Source organism: Streptomyces sp. SM1, from assembly GCF_002910825.1.
GTDB lineage: Bacteria > Actinomycetota > Actinomycetes > Streptomycetales > Streptomycetaceae > Streptomyces > Streptomyces okerensis.
Genome location: NZ_NEUB01000824.1, coordinates 1 through 24044, shown reverse-complemented (window position 1 = coordinate 24044; position 24044 = coordinate 1). Strand labels below are relative to the sequence as shown.

Genomic DNA, 24044 nt, shown 5'->3' with positions numbered 1-24044 from the left:
GTGGTCACCGAGGAGGTCCAGCAGACCGTGCCCGTGCGCCACGAGGAAGTACGGGTGGAGCGCGAGCCGATCACCGAGGCCAACCGGGGCGAGGCCATGGCGGGCCCGGAGATCTCCGAGGCCGAGCACGAGGTCACGCTGCACGAGGAACGCCCCGTCGTGGAGACCGAGACGGTTCCGGTGGAGCGGGTCCGGATGACCACGGAGGAGAAGTCGGCGGACGAGACCGTGCGCGGCCGGGTCCGCAAGGAGCGCATCGAGGCCGAGACGGAGATGACCGAGGGGGACGAGGGCACCGGCCGCCGGGGCCGTGACGTCCCCGGGAAGGGCAGGGAGTAGCCGGTCCCTCCCCCCGCACGACGCGCCGGTGATCCGTCACCGGCGCGTCGTGCTGTCCGCGATCCCCGCGACCGCCGCGAGCCGCCGGTAGGAGTCCAGCAGCGCCTCCCGGTCGTGGGTGCTGGTGGTGACGAGGACCTCCTGCGCACCCGTGTCCCTCAGGACCGACTCCAGCCCGTGCGCCACCTCCTCCTCGGTGCCGGCGAGCTGACCGGCCAGCGCCGACCGGTACAGGTCGCGCTCCTTCCCGGACATGGCGAGCGCCTCGACGCGCTCGGCGGGCGGCAGCGGCGGGAAGGTGCCGTGCGTGCGGGAGTACGCCATCGACCACGCCTCCGGGACCAGCAGCCGCCGGGCCGCCTCGGACGTGCCGGCCACCGCGATCGTGCCGGAGACGACGACGTACGGCTCGTCCGCCCACGGCGAGGGACGGAACCGTTCGCGGTAGTGATCTATGCCGCGCCGCATCCGGTCACGGTCGCGGAGGTCACCGATGACCATCGGCAGCCCCGCGCGGGCCGCGACGGTGGCGCCCTCTCCCATGGCGAGCACGAACGGCGGCACGCTCAGGCCCTCGGCCGGCCGCGCGTGCACCCCGGTGGGGGAGATGCCCAGGAACCAGCCGAGCAGCTCGTCGAGCTGGGCGGCGAAATCCTCCGCGTCGCCCTTGTCGCGGCCCAGGGCCCTGCGTACCCCGTCGGTGAAGCCGACGGAGCGGCCCAGGCCCATGTCGACGCGCCCCGGGAACAGGGATTCGAGCACCCCGAACTGCTCGGCCACGACGAGCGGACGGTGGTTGGGCAGCATCACCCCGCCGGTGCCGACCCGGATCGTCCGGGTCGCCCCCGCGACGGCGGCGGCCAGCACGGTCGGCGCCGAACCGGCGACCCCCGGCACCCCGTGGTGTTCGGACACCCAGAACCGGTGGTAGCCGAGCCGCTCCGCCTCCCGCGCCAGGGCGACGGTGTCACGCAGCGCCTCGGGGCCGGTGTGCCCCTCGCGGGTGCGGGAACGGTCGAGGACGGAGAAGCGGACCGGGGCGAAGACGGAACTCATACCGGGTTCAACGCGCGGTGGCCGGGGAGATTCCGCCCCGCCGGTGACCAGGGCCCGTCCGGCGGACAGGCCCTAGGGTGGGCGGTGTGACCGACCGCAACGAGCGGCCGCTGGCCGTGTTCGATCTCGACAACACCCTCGCCGACACCTCGCACCGGCAGCGCTTCCTGGAGCGCAGGCCGCGCGACTGGGACGGCTTCTTCGCCGCGGCGCCGCAGGACTCCCCGCTCGCCGAGGGGGTGGCGCTGGTACGGGAGAGCGCGCGCGAGTGCGAGATCCTCTACCTCACGGGGCGGCCCGAGCGCTGCCGGCGCGACACGCTGGACTGGCTCGCCGCCCAGGGACTGCCCGAGGGCGACGTGCACATGCGCGGCAACGCCGACCGCCGGCCCGCCCGGGTCACCAAACTGGCGATCCTGCGCCGCCTCGCCCGCACCCGGGAGGTCCGCGTCCTCGTGGACGACGACGAACTGGTCTGCCTGGACGCCCGGCGGGCCGGTTTCACCGTGGTCCAGGCCCGCTGGACCACGCCGTCGGGGGAGCTGGAGGACGCCCAGGAGCGTGAAGGCCGGACCTGAGCGCCGGCCGGACTCAGTCCGTCTCCTCCAGCCGGAAGCCGACCTTCAGACCCACCTGCCAGTGCGCGATCCGTCCCTCCTCGATCTGGCCGCGCACCTGGGTCACCTCGAACCAGTCCAGGTTGCGCAGCGTCTGTGACGCCCGCCCGATGCCGTTGCGTACGGCCGCGTCGACGCCCTCGGGCGAGGTGCCGACGATCTCCGTGACCCGGTAGGTGTGCTCCGACATGCTGTTGCTCCTCTCCGCCGGCGGGCCGTCCGACTGCACGGGCACCGCCTGTGTCACACGTCGTTCCACCGTGCCCCACACCGCCTCGGAGCGCGAGACAGCGCCCCCGTTCGCCTGACGGCTTGACCTACTCATTGGTCCATACCAAGATGCTGGTCACCCGCCCGAGCTGCCGCTCGCCCCCCACGTCGGGCCCCCCGCCCTGTCCGTCAGACAGAAACAGGACCCTTCGTGAGACGCCGTCTGCTCGCCCTCGTCTGTGTGTCCGCATCCCTGCTGGGCGGGTGCGGGCTGATGCCCGACAGCGAATCGCAACGGCGCACGGTCACCGTGTGGTTGATGCGGCACAGCGCCTCGCAGGAATACCTGGACCGCTTCACGGAGGAGTTCGAGAGCGAGCACGCCGGGATCGAACTCGACATCCGCATCCAGGAGTGGACCGGCATCGGCGAGAAGGTGCAGCAGGCGCTGCGGACGGGCGGCACGGAGGGGACGGACGGACCCGACGTCATCGAGGTCGGCAACACCCAGGTCGCCACGTACGCGGAGGGCGACCGGCTGGTCGACCTGACCCTGGAGTCCATGCGGGACTGGGGCCGCGACGACTGGCTGCCCGGCCTCGCCGAACCCGGTCAGTGGGGGTCCCAGCAGTACGGCATCCCCTGGTACGCCGCCAACCGCGTCGTCATCTACCGCAAGGACCTCTTCCGGGAGGCCGGCATCACCGAACCGCCGAAGAGCCAGGACGAGTGGCTCACCGCCACGGAAGAGCTCAACACCGGCAAGCAGCAAGGCATTTACCTCGCCGGTCAGGACTGGTACACGCTCGCCGGCTTCATCTGGGAGGAGGGCGGCGAACTCGCCACGGAGCGCAGCGGTGTCTGGCGCGGCACACTCGACAGCCCGGCGGCGCTGCGCGGGATGGACTTCTACCGCCGGCTCCAGGCACTCGGCGACGGGCCCGTCGACTCCGACGAGGAACACCCGCCGCAGGCAGGCGTGTTCGCAGAGGGGCGGGTCGCACAGATCGTGGCCGTACCGGGACTGGCCCGGGCCATTCTGCAGCAGAACCCGGAGCTGGAGGGCAAGCTGGGGTACTTCCCCGTCCCCGGCAAGGAGAGCGGCACGCCCGGTGCCGTCTTCACCGGCGGCTCCGATCTCGTCGTCCCCGCGAAGACCGATGCCAGGGACGCCGCCATCGAGGTCGTCGCCGCGCTCACCGGCGCCCGCTGGAACACCGACCTGGCCCGCACCATGAACTACGTCCCCAACAAGGCCGATCTCGCCGACTCGGTGGCGGAGGAGGAGGGGGTCGAGGCCATGGCGGCCGGGGCCGCACAGGGCCGGGCGACCCCCAGCACACCCCGGTGGAGCGCCGTGGAGGCGGACAACCCGATCAAGGAGTACATGACGAAGGTGCTCACCGGCGCCGACCCCGGCGCCGAGGCCGAACGCGCCGCCGAGCGCATCACCGAAGCCCTGGCCTTCGACTGAGGTGACGCGCCCGGCGCCGCTCCGGCCGGCGGACCGCTCCCGGCGGACCGTGCCGGCTCTCAGGGGCGGGGCTCAGCGGGCAACGCTCAGTGACAGCGCGAACCGCTGTTCCTCGTCCGTCCACCACCGGGTCAGCTCCAGTCCCGCGGAGTCCAGTTCGCCACGGACCCCGTCCTGCCGGAACTTCGCCGACACCTCGGTGCGCACCTCCTCACCCGCCGGGAAGTCCAGGGCGAGTCCCAGGGCGGGGATCTTCACCGTCTGCGCGGTACGCGAGCGCAGCCGCATCTCGATCCACTCGTGCCCGGCGTCCCACACCGCCACATGCCCGAACGCCTCCGGATCGAAGTCGGCGCCCAGCTCGCGGTTGATGACGGACAGGACGTTCCGGTTGAACGCGGCCGTCACACCCGCCGCGTCGTCGTACGCCCGGACCAGCACCTGCTCGTCCTTCACCAGGTCGGTGCCCAGCAGCAGGGCGTCCCCCGGGGCGAGCAGAGTGCGCACGGAGGCGAGGAACGCGGCACGCTCGGCGGGCAGCAGATTGCCGACGGTGCCGCCGAGGAACGCCACCAGCCGCGGCCCCGGAGTGCCGGGCAGGGTCAGCGGCGCGGTGAAGTCGGCGACCATCCCGTGCACGTCGAGCCCCGGGTGCTCGGCGGCCAGCGCCCGCCCCGCCAGGGTGAGGGCGCTCTCGCTGACGTCGACGGGGACGTAGGTGTGCAGCCCGGTGAGCGCGTCGAGCAGGTACCGCGTCTTCTCCGAGGACCCGGAGCCCAGTTCGACCAGGGTGCGGGCCCCGGACGCCTCGGCGATCTCACCGGCGCGGACGCGCAGGATCTCCCGTTCGGCACGGGTCGGGTAGTACTCGGGCAGCCCGGTGATCTCCTCGAAGAGTTCGCTGCCCCGGGCGTCGTAGAACCACTTCGGCGGCAGCGTCCTGGGGCTGCCGGTCAGGCCCTCGCGGACGTCGGCGCGCAGGGCGGCGCCGGTGGTGTCCTCGGGCAGGGTACGGGTGAGACGGAACGGACTCACGTAAGGGGCTCCCTCGAAGGTACGGGCGCGCCGGCGGACGACAGGGCGTCGCCGGGCTCCTTGAGCGGGGTCAGCAGGACGTCCGTGGCGCTCGCGGCGAGCAGGGTGCGGTCGGGGACCTCGCGCCAGTGCGGATCGTCGTCGTAGGGCTCGGAGGCCACGACGGTGCCGCCGCCGGTCCGCGTGAGGTACCACAGGGTGTCGCCCCAGGCGGTCGCGGTGATCGTGTCCCCGTTGCCGAGCAGCAGGTTGAGCCGGGAGGCGGGGGCTGCCCCGGCCACCTCCAGGACCGTGTCGGCCAGCGCCTGCCCCTCCTCGTCGCCGGCCCGCAGCCGGGCCAGTACCAGCGCCCACACGAACGCGGAGTCGTTACGTGCCTCGAGCGACAGCACGTCCTCGGCCGGCAGGGACGGCACCAGCGGCGCGAGCGAGCCGGGCCAGCCGGGCACCGCCCCGTTGTGGCTGAACAGCCACGTCCCGGCCGCGAACGGCGCCGCCGCGGCCTCCGCGTCGGCGCCCGAGAGGGTCGCGTCCCGTACGGCGGCCAGCAGCGCACGGGTGCGTACGACACGGGCGAGATCCGCGAAGGACCGGTCCGCCCAGACGGGCCCGGCCCTGCGGTACCGGGCCGGCACCGGATCGCCGTCGGCGTACCAGCCCACACCGAAACCGTCGGCGTTGACCGTGCCGTACCGCTGCCGCCGGGGCGCCCAGGACTGCCGGTACAGGCTGTGCGGCGGCGCCACCAGCAGGCCGTCCAGCGCCTCCTCGGGTCCCACGTAGGCAATATGACGGCACATCAGACGGCCTCCGAACGTGCCGTGCGGAACCCGGAGAAGATCTGCCGCCGGACCGGCAGGTCCCAGTTGCGGAACGTGCCCCGGCAGGCCACCGCGTCCACGGCGAACGAGCCGCCCCGCAGCACCTTGTGCTCCGGCCCGAAGAACACCTCCGAGTACTCCCGGTACGGGAACGCCCTGAAACCCGGGTACGGCAGGAAGTCGCTCGCCGTCCACTCCCACACGTCACCGATCAACTGCCGTACCCCCAGAGGCGACTCACCGGCCGGATAGCTTCCGGCGGGCGCCGGGCGCAGATGCCGCTGGCCGAGATTGGCGTGCTCGGGCCCCGGGTCGGCGTCGCCCCAGGGGTAGCGCATCGAGCGGTCGCCCGCCGGATCGTGGCGTGCCGCCTTCTCCCACTCCGTCTCGGTGGGCAGCCGCCGCCCGGCCCAGCGGGCGTAGGCGTCGGCCTCGTACCAGCACACGTGCACTACCGGCTCGTCGGGCGGTACCACCTCGGTCACACCGAAGCGGCGCCGCAGCCACTGTCCGCCGTCCCGGTGCCAGAACAGCGGAGCGGTGAGGGAGTTGCGGCGGATGTGGGCCCAGCCGTCGGCGGTCCACCAGCGGGGCTCGCCGTAGCCGCCGTCCTCGATGAACGCCTGGTACGCGGCGTTCGTCACCGGCGTGGTGTCGATACGGAAGGGCGCCACCTCGCGCCGGTGCGCGGGGCGTTCGTTGTCCAGCGCCCAGGGCTCGTCCGAGGTGCCCATGGTGAACGGCCCGCCCGGGACGAGGACTTCCGACGGACCCGTGAACAGCGGCACCGGTTCCGGGTCCGGCGCGGTCAGCACCCGCGGGCCCCGGCGCAGCTGATGGGTGATCAGCATGGTCTCGTCGTGCTGCTGCTCGTGCTGCGCGATCATCCCGAAGGCGAAGCCCGCCTCCGTAAGCCGCGTCCCGTGGAACGCGGCGCCCTCCAGCACGTCCAGCGCCCGGCCGCGCACCTCCGCGGCGTATCGGCGCGCCTCCGCCGGCGGCAGCAGGGGCAGGCTGGGGCGTTCGGCCCGTGGGTGCTCGAAGGCGTCGTACAGACCGTCGATCTCGGGCCGTATCGCCTCATGGCCGGCGACGGCCCGCAGCAGCCACTGTTCCTCCTGGTTGCCGATGTGAGCCAGATCCCACACCAGCGGTGACATCAACGGCGAGTGCTGCGCGGTCAGATCGGGTTCCCCGACGCAGGCGGTGAGCAGCGTCGTACGGTCCCGTGCGGTGATCAGCGAGGCGACCGCGCGCTCGCGCAGGGCTTCGGCGTCGAGGACGTGGTCGGTCATGAGGGGGTGTCCTTCCCGTGCGGGAGCGCGTCGCGGCGGTCCGTGCCGGTGCCGGCCGGCGCGCGTGTTTCGTCGAGCAGATCGTCGGCCGGGCAGCGGCCCCGGGCGACGTAGCGGTCCCGGAACGCCTCCACCGCGTCGACGACCCGGGTCCCGGCGCCGATCCGGGGCAGCGCGCGCAGCGCCGCCGCGAAACAGCAGGCGGCCACCTCACGCAGCTCCGGGTCGGCCAGTCCGACGCGGGCCGCGTCCCGCCAGAGCGGATTGTGCGGCGCCGGCATCCCGCGCGTCCGCTCGGCGAGCGGCTTCACCGCCCGGTACGCGGTCTCGGCCGCCTCCGGGTCGTCGAACAGCGCCGCCGTCACGGCCAGCGGCACGATCCAGCCGTCGTCCCCGGGCTGCGCGTCGATCATGCGCAGCTCCAGGTGCCCGCGCGGCCTGACCGGCGGGAACAGCGTCGTGCAGTGGTAGTCGAGGTCCTCCCGGGTGGGCGGCCTGGGCGTACCGGACCTGGTCCACTCGCGGAAGGTCAGCTCCTGCGGCACCTGCCACGGCCCGACGTCGTCCCGTACGCACATGACCGTCGAGTCCAGTACGTGCCGTGCCCAGGCGCCACGCGGGACGGCGTCCAGCACGGGACCGCCCGCCCTGCCGGTGCCGATCTGCGTCCAGCGCAGCTGCCGCGTGGACAGCCAGCCGGTCGGCCGGCCGCCGGCGAGCGGGGAGTTGGCGAACGCGGCGACCAGGACCGGTCCCAGCTGGTGCGCGAGCCACCAGCGCCGCACATGACCCAGCGGCCCGGGTTCCTCGTGCCCGGCGTCCACGCACACCTGCACGGAGGCGGAGGCGCACATCATGAACCGCCCGGCGGGCCCGGCCCGGTCGAGGGAGGCCTCCATGGCGTCGTAGCGCGGTTCGCGCAGAAAGCGGCGGGGCGTGCGCCAGGGGTCGTGCCCGAGGCCGGTGAGGACCAGGCCGGCCCGGCGCAGCACCGCGCGGACGGCGTCGAGATCGGCGGAGACGGTACCGACGCACTCCATCAGGGAGGCGGCGGGCGGCGAGCTCAGTTCCAGCTGGCCGCCGGGCTCGATCGTGAGCGCCGACCTCAGGGGCACGGTCCGCAGAGCGGCGTAGGCCGCTTCGAGTCGTTCGGGTGACACGGGGAGCCGCGGATCCCGCAGCTCGTGGACGAGCCATTCCACCTCGACACCGAGGAGGCGCGGCGGCCCGGTCTTGAAGCAGATGCCCCGCACCAGGGCTTCCACCTCGGCTTCCGTGACAGTGGTGGGCGGCTGGGTGCAGCCACCTGTCGCATCGGACATGTCGGGATCCTCCTGAGATTCCACCATGCCGCCGACCGGACGCCCGGTGGCCCCGGCCGGCACCAACCCGTCCACCCAAAACCTTCGCGTCGCCGGGCACAAGAGCGCCTGGCGGAGCGTTCCGGATCGGTCATACCTCCGTCCGGCCCGCTCACGGGCGGTTCTCCGCGCGTTCCCGGGCCGTCCGGGGGAGCGGAAACTCCGTTGCGCGGCATCACCAGCATCGCTCACGATGCCTGCATGAGCACGACGAGCGACGCCGTGCGGTCACGGCGGCTACGGGGGTGGCGCCGTGGGCGCGCGCCTGCGGGGTATCGCCAAGGAGACCGAGGGGATCGTGGCGGCGGGTACCCACCGCGCACCCGCCGGACACCGGGTGTCCGTCGCGGCGGCGGTCGGGGCGGCGGCCCGCGGAACGCCGGTCCTGGCGTTCCGCCCGGTGGGGTCCCGTTTCGAGGTCACCGGCGGGAGCAGCATCGAGGCCGCCCGGCGGCGGAGCGGCCGTACTGAACTTCTCGTCCGCCCGCAATCCCGGCGGGGGATACCTCAACGGCGCCCAGGCCCAGGAGGAAGTCCTGTGCCGCGCCTCGGCGCTGTACACCTGCCCGCTGCGGCGGCCGGCTTCTACCAACGCCTGGTGTTGGGCGCCTGGGGCTGCGGGGTGTTCCGCAACGGCCCGGAAGGTGGCGGGGCGTTCCGCACCCATCTCGCGCCGGGCGGACGGTTCGCCGGGGCCTTCGACCGAGTGGTCTTCGGCATCCTGGACCGTACCCGCGACAGCGCGGTCCGCGCCGCGTTCGAGCGGACGTTCGCGGACCTGCTGCCCGGCCCGGCGGCGATCAGCTCCAGCCGTACCGCTCCCGCAGCCGCTGACGTACGAGATTGAACCGCATCCGGTCCAGGGCGCACGCCTCGCGGCGCATGCCGTCCTCGTGCAGCCGCAGTATCCGGTCCACGTCGACCCACGAATCACGGCCCGACCGGTCCCACGGCCCGCTGCCGATCGGCACCCACTCCCGCTGCCCGTCGCGCTGCCGGCTGGACAACTGCACGGCGAGGACGGTCCCGCCCGTCTCCCGGGCGACGACGAGCACCGGACGGTCCTTGCCCCGGCCGTCGTTCTCCTCATAGGGAACCCAGGTCCAGACGATCTCGCCGGGATCGGGGTCGCCGTCGTGTGCCGGCGAGTACTCGGTGCGTACGGGGCCCACCTCACGGGGCTCGGCCTCGACGGTGGCGGAAGGGCCGTGGCGGCCCGGGGCGTTCTCGGTGCTGAAGGCGGTCACAGCCGTACCGTACGACACGGCCTCACACCCCAGGGGCGCGGGGAACCGTGCGTCAGCCCGGCACACCCGTCAGCTCGCGCCCCGTCACCATCTCCGCCTCGATCCGGACGAACACACCGTCGTCCATCGGCATCCAGGACCGGGGCCCGGTCCGCAGCAGCCGCTGGTGCTCGCCCGGGTCGGTGACCACCGCCGCGCGGCCCGTGACCACCACGCTCCAGCCGGCCCGGCGCTCGGCGTGGAAGTCGTCGGCCTCGAAGGCCACCACCACCCCGTCGATCGCCCGTACCAGATCGGAGGCGCCGGAGGTGCACAGCACCACCGAGGAGTCCGTGTCCAGGGAGAAGTTGACGGGCAGGACCGCGGGCAGCGCCTGCCGGGTGTAGACGACGCGCCCGACCGGCGCCTTGGCCAGCAGGCGCAGGCACTCCTGCCGGTCGAGCAGGCGGAAGCCATCGGTGTGGATCATCTCCCCATCGTCGGCGACCGCACCCGGCGGTGCTAGGGCCGGACGGCCCTGATGACCGCGGGGCGGGACGGCGGGCCACCGTCGGCGAGCGGGCCGAGGACGGCCACCGCCGGCCGTCCTCGGCCCGCGAGACGCCGTCGCCCACATCCACGCCGACGCCGTCCTGCGGATGAGGGAACGCAACATGGGAGCACGCGTGTGCGACAGCGACGAACTGTGGAACTGCCGGCCTCCGCCTCGTGCGGTGCGGCGGCGGCACCGGACTCATGAGCCGCCCTCGCGTCCTGCCCCCCCGAGGTCCGTCCCTGCCTCGGCGGACTGGTCCGCCGCACCCGCGCCGTCTGCGGCCCCCGCCCGTCGGATCCCTCGCGCTCGGCGACTACCGGCACGGACGCAGCGACATCGACGTGACGGTGGTGGCGGACGACTCGCTTCTGCGGCAGGCCCTGGGGCGAACTGGCCGACGCGCTGGCCCACCCCGCCCTGGAGCGTCCCGCGGCCGGACTGGAACCGGTCGTCTACCCGGCCGGTTCCGCCGCACGCCCGCCCGGCGGGGCGGGCTACCTCATGGACCTCGACACCGGGCCGTTCCTGCCCGAGCGGATCAGCTTCGTCCCCGGGGAGGCGCCCGCGTTCTGGTGCGTGAAGTCGGCGGTCGTGGCGGAGGGTGGGCCGGCGGCGGGTGGTGCGATGCCCGGACAACCGCTCGACAGCCGTCGGCCGGGCTGTCTAGGCTCTCCGGCGCGGTATCGCGTGTCGGTCACCGGCCGGGTGAGGCATGGAGGCGCCGCGGATGCCCATGGAGACATTGCCACTGTCAGCCGAGTTCAACCACACCATCGTTCTCACCCGTGACCGGGAGAAGTCCGCCCGTTTCCTCGCCGGAGTTCCGGGGCTGGAGGTCGGGGAGCCGGCCGGGATGTTCCTTCCGGTGACGACCGCCAACGGGTCACCCTGGATTTCGCGACCGCCGATCTCGACATCCCGATGCAGCACCACGCGTTTCTCGTCTCCGAGGACGAGTTCGACGCGGTTCCTGCCCGGCTGGTGGGTGCGGGGGTCGCCATCCAGGCGGATCCGCACGGGACGCAGCCCTGGCGCATCAACCGCAATGACGGGGGGCGGGGGGGTGTACTTCCGGGATCCGGCGGGGCATGGCCTCGAGGTCGTCACCCGGCCCTACGGTGCCGATCCGGAGTCGCCGTTGAACGGTGTCACGGAGGAGGCCCCGGGGGGCCGTCCGGGCCGGCTGAGCCGTGCAGGCCCGCGTGGGCGGCTGGGGTGGGGGAGCTCTCCGTCCCGGACGCCCCCTTCCGTCCCGTCCCGGGGGCTCCGCCCCCGGACCCCCGCTCCTCGAACGCCGGAGGGGCTGGATGGGCGGGGCGGGTGTGTTCCACTGGGGTGTGATCGCGCACGACCAGCAGGACGGGCCAGGGCCGATGCGCAGTTCCTCCCAGGCCGCGCCGGTGAGGCGTACGTCCGAGAGTGGTGCGAGTGCCAGTCGTACGTCCAGGCCGTCCTCGGCCTCGTCCGCCTCCATGTCGACCGGTACTCGTCCATCGGCGTCCAGCCGGTAGAGATCTCGTCCAGCAGCGCGGCCGGCAGATCTTCGTCACAGGCCTTGTCGAGGCGGATACGGCTCACGCCGGTCGGTCTCACACCGGCGACGTCGGCGACGCACTCCACCATCGCCGCCACCGATTCCGCCGGGCAGCTCTCCCGGCTCTTCGCCCATGCCTCGATCCGGAGCCAGTCCTCCTGCGCCACCGCCCGGTGCCCGCTCGCGTCCGGCCGTGACTCCTGCCCGTAGCCGCCCGTGTCACCGGCCATGCAGGACGGTTTCCCGGCGCTCGCCCACCCATGCCGGGCGGCGTGCTTCGGGAGCCGGGGAGTGGGTACCCGGATGCCATGCGGTTCCGTGATCGCCGGCAGGCCGGCCGTGAACTGGCCGCACGGCTGCGGGAGCGGCAGGTCGAGGGAGCCCTGCCCGACCCGGTCGTGCTGGCTCTGCCCCGGGGTGGCGTCGCCGTGGCCGCGGAGGTCGCCACGGTGCTGGACGCCCCGCTCGACGTCCTGGTCGTACGGAAGGTCGGCGCCCCCTTCCACGAGGAGTTCGGTGTCGGCGCGATGGCCGGCGACGGGGCCGTGGTGTTCGACGAGGCCGCGCTGCGCGGCCTGGGGCTGAGCGAGTCCGACCTCGCGCCCGTCGTCGAGCGTGAGCGCACCGAACTGCGCCGCCGCGAGCGGCTCTACCGCGGGGACCGGCCCGCTCCCGACGTGCGCGGGCGGACCGTGGTCGTCGTGGACGACGGACTGGCCACCGGCTCCACCGCCCGCGCCGCCCTGCGTGCCCTGCGCGAGCGTCGGCCCGGGCGTCTCGTGCTGGCCACCCCGGTCGGCTCGACGGAGGGCGTGGCGCTGATGCGCGGCGAGGCCGACGAGGTGGTGTGCCTGTACGAGCCGCCCGCCTTCATGGCGGTCGGCCAGTGGTACGAGGAGTTCGGCCAGCTGACGGACGAGGACGTCCTGGGGGCGTTGAGGGAGCGGCAGGCGTAGGCGAGGGCGCCGGTTCAGATCACGGAGTCCGCGCGCGGGGCCGCGATCTCCCCGGGGCCGTGGCCCGGTTCCCTCAGGATCGCCTCCGGGTGCTCGCCCACGGCCGGCACCGGGTCCCATACGGGCCGGTAGGGGCATGAAACTGGTAAGCCCAAAAGGGCCATGGGGTGCTCTTGAAGCCTTGAGGGCCTGCTGGACTCTGCTCCTCAATTCGAGGGATGGTCACGCACCGTATCCGAGAGGGGCCTGACCGCCTCCACGCGAGGCCCGTTTCATGCGTCCCGTCGACAGGTCGATGTCACTCTCCGGCGGGGGTGCGGCCATGCGCCGGAGGCCACTGCCACCCGCCCGTCGACGCACTCCCGCAACAGGTCCGCGTGCCCGCAGTGACGGGCGTACTCCTCGACGCGATGCACCAGCAGTTCCCGTACCGTGATCCCGTCCTCGCCCAGACGCGTGCCCGGATCAGTGTGAGCGGCGAGGGCCGCGTCGGCCGCCGCACGCTCACGCTCCAGGCCGGCACACGCCGCCTCGACCACGCCGTCCTCGGTGACGGCACCGTCGAAGCCCCCGTCCCGCCCGCCGTACAGCTTCGGCAGCGGCTCCCCGTCGCTGATCCAGTCGCGCTGCGCCGCAGGAGTCCGGGCCGCGACATCGTCGACGATGGCCGGGCCGGCGGACTCGTGGGGCGCGGGGCGCCGGGGCCGGGCAAGGTCGTGCGGTGTGCGTTCGTCACAGCGGCCGGGCCGTCACGCGGTGGGGTCCGGGAGTTCGATCTCCGCCCAGATGGTCTTCCCCTCGGCGCGGTGCCGCGTGCCCCAGCGGCGGGTGAACTGGGCGACCAGCAGCAGGCCGCGGCCGTCCTCGTCGTACGTGCCGGCCCGGCGCAGGTGTGGGGAGGTCCCGCTGCTGTCGTACACCTCGCAGATGAGGGCTGCTCCGTGGATCAGCCGTAGCTGGACGGGCGGTTGCCCGTAGCGGATGGCGTTGGTGACGAGTTCGCTCACCACGAGTACGGTGGTGAACGCCACCTCGTCCAGGTCCCACGCGGCCAGCCGGGCCGTCACGCCCGCGCGGGCGTCGGCCACCGCAGCGGGGTCGGACGGCAGGTCCCAGGTGGCGACATGGTCCGCGTCGAAGGCCCGGGTGCGGGCGACGAGCAGGGCGACGTCGTCCTGTGGCTGCGCCGGCAGCAGCGTGCGGAACAGGTCCTCGCAGATGGCCTCCAGCGATGCGGCGGGCCGCTCCAGGCACCAGCGCAGCCGGGCGAGGCCGCTGCCCAGGTCGTGCCGGGTGCCCTGGACGAGCCCGTCCGTGTACAGGGCGAGAAGGCCGTCCGGCTGCATGTCCCATGTGCAGGTCTCGAAGGGCAGGCCGCCCAGGCCCAGCGGCGGACCGGGGCGGAGGTCGGCGAAGTCCACGGTGCCGGCGGGCGTGACGACCGCGGGCGGCGGATGACCGGCGGTGGCGGCCGTGCAGCGGCGGGACACCGGGTCGTACACGACGTACAGGCACGTGGCGATGAGGTCGGTAGGCACCTCCAGGTCGGGCCTGGGGGGCGCCGACGTCTCCTCCTCGGACGCCACGTGGGTGATCAGGTCGTCGAGCTGTGTGAGGAGTTCGTCGGGGGGCAGGTCGACGTCGGCCAGGGTGCGCACGGCGGTCCGCAGACGTCCCATGGTGGCCGAGGCACGCAGGCCGTGGCCCACGACGTCCCCGACGACCAGCGCGACCCGGGCCCCGGACAACGGGATGACGTCGTACCAGTCACCGCCCAGCCCCGCGCGGGTGCGGGCCGGACGGTAGCGGTGAGCCACCTCGACCGCTTCCTGGGCGGCGATCCGCCGGGGCAGCAGGCTCCGCTGCAGGGCCAGCGCGGTCTCGCGTTCGAGGGTGTAACGGCGAGCGTTGTCGACGGCCACGGCGGCCCGCGCGCCGATCTCCTCGGCCAGCACCAGGTCGTCCTCCGTGAACGGCTCCTCGCGGCGGTGCCGGACGAGGAGTGCCACGCCGAGGGTGATGGCACGGGCCCGCAGCGGGATGACCATGACCGAATGCACACCGAAGGTGTGCAGCACCTCCGAGCGGGCCGCGTCGACACGCTGCCAGGCCCGGATGGCTGGGTCGACGGTGCGGTGCAGCGAGGCCTCGCCCGTGTCCAGGCAGCGGGCTGGAGGCGTGGACGGGGGGTAGTCGTCCAGGTCACCTGGCCGGGCCAGCGCCTCGGGCACCCCGGGCAGCACGGACTGCTGCGCCGCGCGCCGCAGAGTGACGGCACCGGTGGGGGAGGGGATCGGTTCGATTCCGCGGAACAGGGAGTCCAGCAGGTCGACGGTGACGAAGTCCGCCAGATGGCCCATCACCAGGTCGGCCATCTCCTGCGCCGTCCGCATCACGTCCAGAGTGGTGCCGATCCGGGTGCTCGCCTCGTTCAGCAGGGTGAGCCGTTCCCGGGCGAGGTGCTGTTCGGTGACATCGAGGGCGGACAGTTCCAGTTGCCGTATCCGTCCGTCGGGACCCCGGAGCGGGGACACGGTGATGGACCAGATGCCCTCACGCAATGCGGGCCGGGCCCTGCCCCGCACCCGGAGCTGCTCGGACTCGCCGCTGCTGAGCACCCGGCACATACTGTCCTCCACCTCCTGGCAGACATGGTCGGGCAGGAGGTCCGTGACCCGCAGGCCCGCCATGTGCGCCTGGCTCTGGCCGAGTTCGTGCTGGGCGCCGGCGCTCGCCCGTACGGCCCGCAGTGCGGAGTCGAACACCATGACCGGAAGACGGCACTGAGCGAACGCCGCCCCTTCCATCGACCGGTCCGCATCCGGTGGCGGACGAGAAGGCGTGGCCACGACGAGCCGCTGAGCGCGTCCTTCCCCGTCCACCCAGGGATACGCCCGCAGCCGTACCTCCACCCGGCTGCCGTCCCGGTGCCGGAGCAGGGTCGTTCCGTTCCGCCCGTCGAGGGCCGCGCGGAGCACCGGTCCGGTGTCCGTGCCGGCGTCCGTACCGAGCAGGTGGTCCACGGGGCGCCCGATGGCCGCGTGGGGCGGGTATCCGAGCATGCGCTCGGCGCCCGGGCTCCACCCCGCCACGACGCCCTGGGCGTCGATGACGGCTGTGGCCGGGGCCGCCCCTTCCGGGATGCCGTCGGCATCGCCGTCGAGCGGTATGGCGTCGCGCATATGATCATCGCCCGTTCTGCCCTCGGGGCCACAGCGTCCCGGGCCGGGGACACCGGTGGTTCCGCGGACCGCCTCGCCGCGACGAATCCGTCCCGGCGGCGCCGTCCCGCCGACTTCCGATGCCGGCGTCCTGCCCCCTCCCTCCACTTCTACCGTTCTTCGCCCGCGCCCGCGCGTCATGTGCTGAGCGGGGCGGCGAGACGGTCGACGGTGGGCGGCCTCCGTGCCCGACGCCCCCGCTGGTCACGGTGCTCCCGTCGCCCGTCCCGCGCCGGGGGACATGCCCGAACCTTCCGTGTTCTCTAGCATGGTGTGAACCGGCTGATGCAGCGGGTGTGCCATCCGTCAGGGACGAGAACGCGGTGACAAGACAGCAGCACGCGTCCGGGCTGCCCGGCGTACGGGGAGCGGAACGCGCCGACAGCCTGCCGTTCCACCCGTCCGCTCTGGCCGCCGCCCGCGCGGGGGCCGGGTTCACGTCGCTGCTCGCCGTCTTCCTGGGCCTGGCCGGTCTGACCGGGTGGATCCTCGGCATCGACGTGCTGAAGAGCGTGCTGCCCGGTGTCGCGGTGTCCATGAAGGCGAACTCCGCCGTGGCCGTCGCCGCGCTGGGAGTCTCGCTGTTCCTCGTCGCACGCGGCCCGGTCCGCCCGTGGGTGACCACGGTGGCCCGTGCGGCGGCCCTGGCACTGGTGCTCGGGGTGCTCACGCTGGCGGAGTACGTGACGGGGGCGGGACTGGGCATCGACGAGCTCCTCTTCCGGGACGACACCGCCGACGTGCAGACGTCGATGCCCGGACGGATGGCGCCGAACACCGCCGCGGCCGTGATGCTCGCCGGCGCGGCCTCCCTGTGTGCGAGTACGCGCCGGCTCCCCTCGTGGATCAGTCAGGTCACGGGCCTGGTGGTCGCGGACATCGGCATGCTGCGGATGTACGGTGCCGCCTACGCGGTACCCGAGCTGGAGCGGTTCGGCGCCTACACGGGCATGGCCCTGCACACCGCGTTGGCCCTGATCCTCCTGGGCGTGGCCGCCTTTCTGGCCCGGCCGGACGAGGGACTGTGCGGGCTCCTCATGAACGTGGGTACGACGGGCGCGCTGGGACGCCGTCTGATCATCACCGCGCTGGTCGTGCCGCCCCTGCTGGGCTGGGGCGTCCTGGCGGGCGAGGACGCGGGGCTGTTCGGGCCGCGGTTGGGGACCGCCCTGCTGGTGTGGGGCAACGTGGCTGCCCTCATCGCGGTGATCTTCGCAGCCCTGTCCGTGGGCCGCCGTGTCGAGGTGGCCCGTGCCCGTCTCGAGTGGCAGGTGCGCCAGAACCAACTGCTTCAGGACTTCATGGACCACACGCCCGCGGTGGTGTTCATCAAGGACTTGGAGGGCCGCTTCCTGGCGGTCAACACGTCGTTCGAGGAGAGTCTGGGGCTGGTCCGGGACCGGGTGCTGGGCCGCCGCGACCTGGACGTCATGCCGACCGGCCTCGCCCGTCAGGCGCGGGACGCCGACCTCGCGATGCTGGCCGGGGGCAGGCCTGTGCAGTGTGAGGAACAGCTCACCCTGCCCGGGGGGCCGCGGTCGTTCCTGACCACCCTGTTCCCGCTCGGCGAAGCGTCCGGCGCCCCCTACGCCGTGTGCGGTGTGGTCACGGACATCACCGAACGTGTCGCCGCCCAGCACGACGTGCAGCGGGAGCGGCGGCGGTTCCGCGCGTTGCTGGAATCCGCACCTGACGCCACGCTCATCACGGACGGCAACGGCATCGTCGTCATGGCCAACACACAGGTGCGGCGCATGTTCGGCCGGTCGCCGGGCGGCCTCGTCGGCACCCGGGTGGCCGACCTGGCCCCCGAGTCGACGCGCCGGCGGCAGGGCGCCCTCCTCGACGCCTATCTGCGACGGTGTGACCCGCCGCCGGTGGTCGTGGACCGGAACCTCTACGGGCTGCACGGCGACGGCTCCGCCTTCCCCGTCGAGGTGAGCGTCAGCAGTCTCCAGGCCGAACGGGAGACCCTCGCCGTGCTGTTCGTGCGGGACATCACCGAGCGCAGGCGGGCGGAGGCCGAGCGCGCCGACCGCTACGAGGAGCAGCGGCACATCGCCTACACCCTGCAGCACAGCCTCATGGGGGAGCCACCCGCCCTCGCGTACCTGCCCAGCGCGCAGCGGTACCTGGCCTCCGTCCAGGACCCCGGGGTCGGGGGCGACTGGTTCGACATCATCCCCCTCGGCGGCCGCCGCACCGGCGTCATCATCGGCGACGTGATGGGCCGGGGACTGGAGGCGGCGGCCGTCATGGGGCAGCTGCGTGCCGCCTCCCACGCGCTGGCCCGTACGAGCGCGACGCCCAGCGGGCTGATGACCTCACTGGACGCGTTCGTCGGCGACCTGGTCGGCCAGCTCGTCACCTGTCTCTACCTGGTCCTGGACCAGGACAGGTGCGAGGTCACCGTCTGCTCGGCGGGCCACCCCCCCGTCATCGTCCTGCTTCCCGGCAGGCCACCGGGCCCTCTGTGGGCACCTGTCGGCGTGCCCCTGGGGGTCAACGATCCGGGCGGCGGCGGGGTGCTGTTCGAGGAGACGACCCGGCCACTGCCGCCGGGCAGCGTCCTCGTCCTCTACACCGACGGGCTGGTCGAACAACCCGGCACCGACATCGAGGAGCGGATCGACGTCCTGTGTCACACCGTCGGCGTCACGCTGGGGGGCGCCCGCGCCGACCCGAAGACCCTCGACCGGGCGGCGGACCAGCTGATCAGCACCCTCATCACGGCCCCGGCCGACCACGACGACGATGTGACGCTGCTCCTGCTCGGCGTGCCCGGCCCGGACGGGGCGGACCCCCAGCGCTGACCGGGGGGCACACACGCGCGTGCGAGGGAGACCGGCCCGGCCGGCGCGTGGTGCGTGGGGCCCGGTCGTGGTGCGGGCTCACTCGGCAGGGCTTGATCACGTTCCGTCGAGGTCGGGCTTGTAGGTGATGTCCGGGATGGGGAGGGCCCGTTGCCGATCCCCTGGTTTCGTAGAGACCTCTCCTATGGGGCCCAGCACCTCCGGCCGCTCTGGTTGCGTCCTTCGGCGATGATCCGTCCGAACTCTTCCGGCGGCAGGCCGTCGGCCGGGCTGTGCCTGCGCGCCGCTCGCTGAACCCGGTGATCCAGGCGGCGATTTTCGGCCGGGCCTCGGTGCGGCGAACCGGTGCCGGTGGATGTACCCGTACCGCAGCAGGTCCGCAGCCACCGCGCCGAACCGGCGGTACACCAGGTCAGGGGTCGCGCGGCGTCTGCCCTGACGGGTCGCCGACCGCCGCCGCTCCGGCGGCTTGCGGCCCTGCAGGCCGAGCTCGGCCACGACCTCCGCAACCGTGTTCACCGACACCCGCCGGCCCTCCGCCCACAGGTCCGGGGTGATCTCCGGCGAACCGTGGGCACCACCGGAGGTGGTGCGGAAGCGGACGATCCGCTCCTCCAGCCGAGCCCGTCCGACCTCGCGTTTCGCCGGCTCGTCCGGACGCCGGCGCCACTGCGGCTGTCGGTCCGGGCACCCTGGGGTGCGATTCCGGCCGGCGGTCCGGTTCTCCGGGAGGGCTCCCGGCCGACGGCCCCGGTCCACACGGCGCGATCCCGGCCGACGCTTCCGAACCTCCCGGCGGGCCCGGGAGCTCCGCGCCGTGGTCCCAACTCACCCGGCTGAAAGCCCCGTTACCGCTTCTGCAAGGATGCGGTACGTCATGGTGCAGATAACGAACCCGCCCGCGCCCACGCCCCCCGCACCGACGCGCTCCGTACCCACGAGCGCCGATGTGGCCCGCCTGGCCGGCGTCTCGCGCGCGACCGTCTCCTACGTGCTGAACAACGCCGGCGCCGTCCGGATCAGCGAACCCACCCGGCGCCGCGTCCGCGAGGCCGCCACGGAGCTCGGGTACGTGCCGCACGCCGCGGCCCGCAGCCTGCGCGCGGGGCACAGCCGTATGGTCCTGATGCCCGCGCCCGCCTTCCCCGTCGGCCCGCTCTACAGCCAGTTCATCGACGAGCTGCAGAGCGCCCTCGGCGGCCTCGACTACACGGTCGTGCAGTACGGCACGGTCGGCCTGCACGACGACGAGGCCGCCCGTGCCTGGGCGGAACTGCGGCCCGTGGCGGTCCTGGTTCCCGGCTCCGGACTCGGCCCGCGCGGCGTGGAGGTGCTCAAACGCTCCGGCGCGCGGGCCGTCGTCACCCTCGGCCCCGAGTCCGTCGAGGGCGCGCACGCCCTGCTCATGGACCACGACGTGGTCGGCCACAGCGCGGGCGCCCACCTCTTCGACCGCGGCTACCGCCGGATCGGCGTGGTCGTGCCGCGTGAGTCCGGCCTGGAGACGTTCTCCGCGCCCCGCCTGGCCGGGGTGCGCGCCGCCCTGCGCGGCACCGACGCCACGGTCACCGAGCTGCCGCTGGCCCACGACGAGGGGGCCGCCGCCCGGCTCGCCGCCCGCTGGCGCGATCTCGGCCTCGACGCCGTGTTCACGTACAACGACGAGTACGCGATGCTGCTGATGCGCGCGCTCCAGGACGAGGGCGTCCGCATCCCCGAGGAGGCCGCTGTGGTCGGCGCCGACAACCTCATGCTCGGCCGGCTGCTGCGGCCCCGGCTGAGCACCGTCCACCTCGAACTTCCGACCGGCCGCGAACTGGCCGGACTGGTCGACCGCGCGGTGCGCGACCCGGCCGCGGCGCCGGAGGCGCACAAGGTGCTGGGCGCGTCGGTGGTGCGGCGCGAATCCAGCTGACACCGTGGGAGACGGCGGGCCGGCGAAGGAAGTGCGGTCTCTCCGTGTTCCCCGCGCCGGCGACTAGGATGTTGCGCGCTCAACCAACCTGGGTACGCGGACGAGTCTCCGCGCCCGCGATCGGAGAGCCCTCATGACGTTGCTCGACTCCACGACCCGGCACTCCCGCCCGCTCACGGGCCCCGAGTACACCGTCACCGAGCCGGCCACGGGTGACGCTCTCGGTACCGTCACGCTCGCCACCGCCGAGGACGCCGAGGCGGCGGCGGAGGCCGCTCGCGCCGCGCAGAGCGCATGGGCGAAGGCCCCGCACTTCGTCCGCGCCGGAGTGCTCCGCAAGGCCGGTGACCTGTTCGCCGCCCACGCCGAGCTGCGGGAGTGGCTCGTCCGCGAGGCCGGCAGCATTCCCGGCAAGGCCGACTTCGAACTCCACGTCGCCGCCCAGGAGTGCTACGAGGCCGCCGCCCTCGCCTCCCGCCCGGCCGGGCAGGTGCTGCCCACCGAGGAGCCCCGGCTGTCCTACACCCGCCGGGTGCCGGTGGGCGTGGTGGGAGTGATCGCCCCGTTCAACGCGCCGCTGATCCTCTCGATCCGCTCCGTCGCCCCCGCCCTCGGCAACGCGGTCGTGCTCAAGCCCGACCCGCGCACCGCGGTCTGCGGCGGACGGGCGCTCGCCGCGGTGTTCGCCGAGGCGGGGCTGCCGGAGGGAGTGCTGCACGTCCTGCACGTCCTGCCCGGCGGGCCGGAGGCGGGCCAGGCACTCGTCGCCGACCCGCGCATCCCCGTCATCTCCTTCACCGGCGCGGGCCGCGCCGTCGGGGAGGCCGCGGGCCGCCACCTGAAGCGGGCCCACCTCGAACTGGGCGGCAACTCCGCGCTCATCGTGCTCGAGGACGCCGATCTCGACGCGGTGATCTCCACGGCCGCCTGGGGATCGTTCTTCCACCAGGGCCAAGTCTGCATGACGGCCGGCACCTGGTCCACGCGTCGCTGTACGACGAGTACGTCGACCGGCTGGCCGCCAGGGCCGACTCCCTCGCGGTCGGCGACCCGCACCGCGAGCAGGTCCATCTCGGCCCGCTCATCGACCGTACCCAGCTCGGCAAGGTCCACGGCCTGGTCGAGGCCAGTACGGCCGGCGGCGCCAAGCTCGCCGCCGGCGGCACCCACGACCGGCTCTTCTACCGGCCCACCGTCCTCGCCGACGCGGACGACCTCACCCCCGCCTACACGGAGGAGGTCTTCGGTCCCGTGGCTCAGGTACGGTCCTTCGCCGACCTCGACGAGGCCGTCGACCTGGCCACCGCGAGCCCGTACGGACTCTCCCTCGGCATCGTCACGGCGGATCCGGCCCGCGGACTCGACCTCGCGGACCGCATCCCGACCGGCATCGTCCACATCAACGACCCGACCGTCAACGACGAGGCCGTCGCCCCGTTCGGCGGGGTCGGCACGTCCGGCACCGGCTCCCGCGTCGGCGGCGACGCCAACCTCGAGGCCTTCACCGACCTGCGCTGGACCACGGTGCGCGGAGACGTGGCACGCTACCCGTTCTAGAGCGTTCCGGAAGGGCCCGGGGGCCTGTCCGGGCGGCCGCGGGTCACGGCGTCAGGCACCGGCCTCCGGAGCCTGACCCTGCTGTGCCTGCTGCTCGGCGATCTGCTTGCGCACGTCGTCCATGTCCAGCTTGCGGGCCTGTCCGATGACATCCGTCAGCGCGGCCTCGGGCAGGGCACCCGGCTGGGCGAACACGGCCACCTGGTCACGCACGATCATCAGCGTGGGAATCGACTGGATGCCGAAGGCAGACGCCAGCTCCGGCTGCGCCTCGGTGTCCACCTTGCCGAACACCAGGTCCGGATTCTCTCCCGCCACCTTCTCGTACACGGGTGCGAACTGACGGCAGGGGCCGCACCAGGCCGCCCAGAAGTCGATCAGCACGAACTCGTTGTCCGTGACCATCTGGTCGAAGTTCTCCTTGGTGAGCTCCACGGTGCTGCTCATGGCGTGGTTCCCTCTTCCTGGTGTGGGGGTCCGGGCGTCGGCACAACACGGTCCGCCGGTCACGTATTCCGCGCCCCTACCCATGTGGCCACCGCGCACACCACCCACCAGACTGACACCATGACCGAAACGCGATCGACGCAACCGAAATCAATCGCCTACGACGTCGTGGTGCTCGGAGCCGGGCCGGTGGGCGAGAACGTCGCGGACCGCACCCGCGCCGCCGGGCTCAGCACCGCGGTCGTGGAGAGCGAACTGGTCGGCGGTGAGTGCTCCTACTGGGCGTGCTCGCCCAGCAAGGCACTCCTGCGCCCGGTCATCACCCGGGCGGACGCCCGCCGCACCCCCGGCCTGAAGCAGGCGGTCCAGGGCCCCCTCGACACCGCCGCCGTACTCGCCCACCGGGACGACTACGCCTCCCACTGGAAGGACGACGGCCAGGTCCGGTGGCTGGCGGGCACCGGGGCCGACCTGTACCGCGGACACGGACGGCTCACCGGACCGCGCAGCGTCACCGTCACCGGCTCCGACGGGGAGGAGCGCATCCTCACCGTGCGGCACGCCGTCGCCGTCTGCACCGGGAGCCGCGCCAGGCTGCCGGACCTCCCCGGACTCGCCGAGGCCGGTCCGTGGACCAGCCGGGAGGCCACCAGCGCCCAGTCGGTGCCCGGCCGGCTGATCGTGGTCGGCGGCGGGGTCGTCGCCACCGAGATGGCCTGCGCCTGGCAGGCGCTCGGCTCACGGGTCACCGTCCTCGTCCGCGGCGGGAGTCTGCTCGAACGCATGGAACCCTTCGCCGGGGAGATGGTCGCCGAAGCCCTCACCGAGGCCGGCGCGCAGATCCGCACCGGCACCTCCGTGAAGTCGGTGACCAGGGAGAACGGCACCGTCCACGTCGTCACCGACGGCGGTGACCGGATCGAGGCCGACGAGATCCTCTTCGCCACCGGACGCGCCCCGCGCACCGACGACATCGGCCTGGAGACGATCGGCCTGGAGCCCGGATCCTGGCTCACCGTCGACGACACGCTGCGGGTCACCGGCCACGACTGGCTGTACGCCGTCGGAGACGCCAACCACCGTGCCCTCCTCACCCACCAGGGCAAGTACCAGGCGCGGATCGCCGGCGCCGCCATCGCGACCCGGGCGGCGGGCGAGTCCGTACAGGCGGAGGACTGGGGCGCGCACGCCGCCACCGCCGACCACGCCACCGTGCCCCAGGTCGTCTTCACCGACCCGGAGGCGGCCGCCGTCGGCCTCTCCCTGGCCGAGGCGGAACAGGCGGGCCACCGCGTCCGCGCCGTCGACGTCGACCTGTCCGGTGTCGCCGGGGCCGGCCTCTACGTCGACGGCTACAAGGGCCGCGCCCGCATGGTCGTCGACCTCGAGGACGAGATCCTGCGCGGCCTCACCCTCGTCGGCCCCGGCGTCGGCGAACTCATCCACTCGGCCACCATCGCGGTGGCCGCCCAGGTCCCGATCGGCCGGCTGTGGCACGCGGTCCCGTCGTACCCGACCATCAGCGAGGTGTGGCTGCGCCTGCTGGAGGCGTACCGGGACGCCTGAACCGCCCACCACGACGACGACCACGCGGGTCGGACGTCCCGGGGC

The 24044-nt window shown here is 73.4% G+C and carries 17 protein-coding genes and 5 pseudogenes; 11 read left to right on the top strand and 11 right to left on the bottom strand.

The genetic code is table 11. From position 1 onward, the window contains the following. Window positions 1-339 (top strand): YsnF/AvaK domain-containing protein (locus B9S61_RS25940; RefSeq protein ID WP_146064947.1); only part of this gene is annotated, 339 nt, incomplete at its 5' end. Between the two features lie 36 nt (window positions 340-375). Here B9S61_RS25940 and B9S61_RS25935 read toward each other — a convergent pair. Next, window positions 376-1395: an LLM class flavin-dependent oxidoreductase gene (locus B9S61_RS25935; protein WP_103544399.1), complete on the bottom strand. Its 1020-nt coding sequence runs from the start codon at window positions 1393-1395 to the stop codon at window positions 376-378. 86 nt (window positions 1396-1481) lie between these two features. On the opposite strand from B9S61_RS25935, the gene B9S61_RS25930 reads away from it, so the two are divergent. Beyond that, window positions 1482-1973 (top strand): hypothetical protein, encoded by a 492-nt coding sequence (locus B9S61_RS25930; RefSeq protein WP_103544403.1) that lies wholly within the window; start codon window positions 1482-1484, stop codon window positions 1971-1973. Window positions 1974-1986: 13 nt separating this feature from the next. Here B9S61_RS25930 and B9S61_RS25925 read toward each other — a convergent pair whose 3' ends face one another. After that, entirely contained in the window at window positions 1987-2202 is a 216-nt protein-coding gene (locus tag B9S61_RS25925) for a dodecin (RefSeq protein ID WP_103544402.1), read from the bottom strand. Between the two features lie 231 nt (window positions 2203-2433). On the opposite strand from B9S61_RS25925, the gene B9S61_RS25920 reads away from it, so the two are divergent. Beyond that, entirely contained in the window at window positions 2434-3696 is a 1263-nt protein-coding gene (locus tag B9S61_RS25920) for an extracellular solute-binding protein (protein ID WP_103544398.1), read from the top strand. 72 nt (window positions 3697-3768) lie between these two features. Here B9S61_RS25920 and egtD read toward each other — a convergent pair whose 3' ends face one another. Genes egtD through egtA form a run of 4 tightly spaced genes read right to left on the bottom strand, consistent with a single transcriptional unit; the run spans window position 3769 to window position 8169 of the window. Beyond that, entirely contained in the window at window positions 3769-4731 is a 963-nt protein-coding gene (gene egtD / locus B9S61_RS25915; protein WP_103544397.1) for an L-histidine N(alpha)-methyltransferase, read from the bottom strand. Next, on the bottom strand, window positions 4728-5531 hold the full coding sequence (gene egtC, locus B9S61_RS25910; RefSeq protein WP_103544396.1) for an ergothioneine biosynthesis protein EgtC: 804 nt from the start codon (window positions 5529-5531) through the stop codon (window positions 4728-4730). Before egtC ends, egtD begins: the two co-directional genes overlap by 4 nt. After that, complete coding sequence (gene egtB / locus B9S61_RS25905; RefSeq protein WP_103544395.1) at window positions 5531-6847, bottom strand: ergothioneine biosynthesis protein EgtB; 1317 nt, start codon at window positions 6845-6847, stop codon at window positions 5531-5533. Before egtB ends, egtC begins: the two co-directional genes overlap by 1 nt. Beyond that, window positions 6844-8169, bottom strand: a complete 1326-nt coding sequence (gene egtA / locus B9S61_RS25900) for an ergothioneine biosynthesis glutamate--cysteine ligase EgtA (RefSeq protein ID WP_103544401.1) — start codon at window positions 8167-8169, stop codon at window positions 6844-6846. The genes egtB and egtA overlap by 4 nt, the downstream gene beginning before the upstream one ends. Window positions 8170-8461: 292 nt before the next feature. On the opposite strand from egtA, the pseudogene B9S61_RS25895 reads away from it, so the two are divergent. Then, a pseudogene (locus B9S61_RS25895) lies at window positions 8462-9055 on the top strand (TIGR02452 family protein). On the opposite strand, the gene B9S61_RS25890 reads toward B9S61_RS25895, so the two are convergent. Beyond that, a complete protein-coding gene (locus tag B9S61_RS25890; RefSeq protein WP_103544394.1) occupies window positions 9009-9455 on the bottom strand; it encodes a type II toxin-antitoxin system PemK/MazF family toxin in 447 nt (148 codons plus the stop codon). The pseudogene B9S61_RS25895 and the gene B9S61_RS25890 sit on opposite strands and share 47 nt — an antisense overlap. Before the next feature lie 52 nt (window positions 9456-9507). Continuing rightward, window positions 9508-9924: a pyridoxamine 5'-phosphate oxidase family protein gene (locus B9S61_RS25885; RefSeq protein WP_103544393.1), complete on the bottom strand. Its 417-nt coding sequence runs from the start codon at window positions 9922-9924 to the stop codon at window positions 9508-9510. Window positions 9925-10039: 115 nt separating this feature from the next. Between B9S61_RS25885 and B9S61_RS42640 the strand changes: the two are divergent. The 3 genes and pseudogenes from B9S61_RS42640 to B9S61_RS25860 form a co-directional block, all read left to right on the top strand. Beyond that, window positions 10040-10144, top strand: a pseudogene (locus B9S61_RS42640) (cysteine hydrolase); the annotation flags it as partial. A 594-nt stretch (window positions 10145-10738) separates the two neighbouring features. Further along, window positions 10739-11158: pseudogene (locus B9S61_RS42635) on the top strand (VOC family protein); the annotation flags it as partial. Window positions 11159-11832: 674 nt separating this feature from the next. Next, complete coding sequence (locus tag B9S61_RS25860; RefSeq protein WP_103544392.1) at window positions 11833-12480, top strand: phosphoribosyltransferase; 648 nt, start codon at window positions 11833-11835, stop codon at window positions 12478-12480. Window positions 12481-12821: 341 nt separating this feature from the next. Here the strand turns inward: B9S61_RS25860 and B9S61_RS25855 are convergent. Continuing rightward, window positions 12822-13106 (bottom strand): annotated as a pseudogene (locus B9S61_RS25855) (DUF664 domain-containing protein); the annotation flags it as partial. Between the two features lie 123 nt (window positions 13107-13229). Then, on the bottom strand, window positions 13230-15662 hold the full coding sequence (locus tag B9S61_RS25850) for a SpoIIE family protein phosphatase (RefSeq protein ID WP_103544391.1): 2433 nt from the start codon (window positions 15660-15662) through the stop codon (window positions 13230-13232). 362 nt (window positions 15663-16024) lie between these two features. Between B9S61_RS25850 and B9S61_RS25845 the strand changes: the two genes are divergently transcribed. The 3 genes and pseudogenes from B9S61_RS25845 to B9S61_RS25835 all read left to right on the top strand — a co-directional run bounded on the left by B9S61_RS25845 (window position 16025) and on the right by B9S61_RS25835 (window position 21986). Further along, complete coding sequence (locus tag B9S61_RS25845) at window positions 16025-18514, top strand: SpoIIE family protein phosphatase (protein ID WP_103544390.1); 2490 nt, start codon at window positions 16025-16027, stop codon at window positions 18512-18514. A gap of 877 nt (window positions 18515-19391) precedes the next feature. Continuing rightward, window positions 19392-20429, top strand: a complete 1038-nt coding sequence (locus tag B9S61_RS25840) for a LacI family DNA-binding transcriptional regulator (RefSeq protein ID WP_103544389.1) — start codon at window positions 19392-19394, stop codon at window positions 20427-20429. Window positions 20430-20562: 133 nt separating this feature from the next. After that, window positions 20563-21986, top strand: a pseudogene (locus B9S61_RS25835) (aldehyde dehydrogenase family protein). 51 nt (window positions 21987-22037) lie between these two features. On the opposite strand, the gene trxA reads toward B9S61_RS25835, so the two are convergent. After that, the gene (gene trxA / locus B9S61_RS25830; protein ID WP_103544388.1) at window positions 22038-22433 is read right to left on the bottom strand and encodes a thioredoxin; all 396 of its coding nucleotides are present in this window, start codon (window positions 22431-22433) and stop codon (window positions 22038-22040) included. A 120-nt stretch (window positions 22434-22553) separates the two neighbouring features. On the opposite strand from trxA, the gene B9S61_RS25825 reads away from it, so the two are divergent. After that, entirely contained in the window at window positions 22554-23999 is a 1446-nt protein-coding gene (locus B9S61_RS25825; protein ID WP_103544400.1) for an NAD(P)/FAD-dependent oxidoreductase, read from the top strand. Window positions 24000-24044 lie beyond the last annotated feature (45 nt).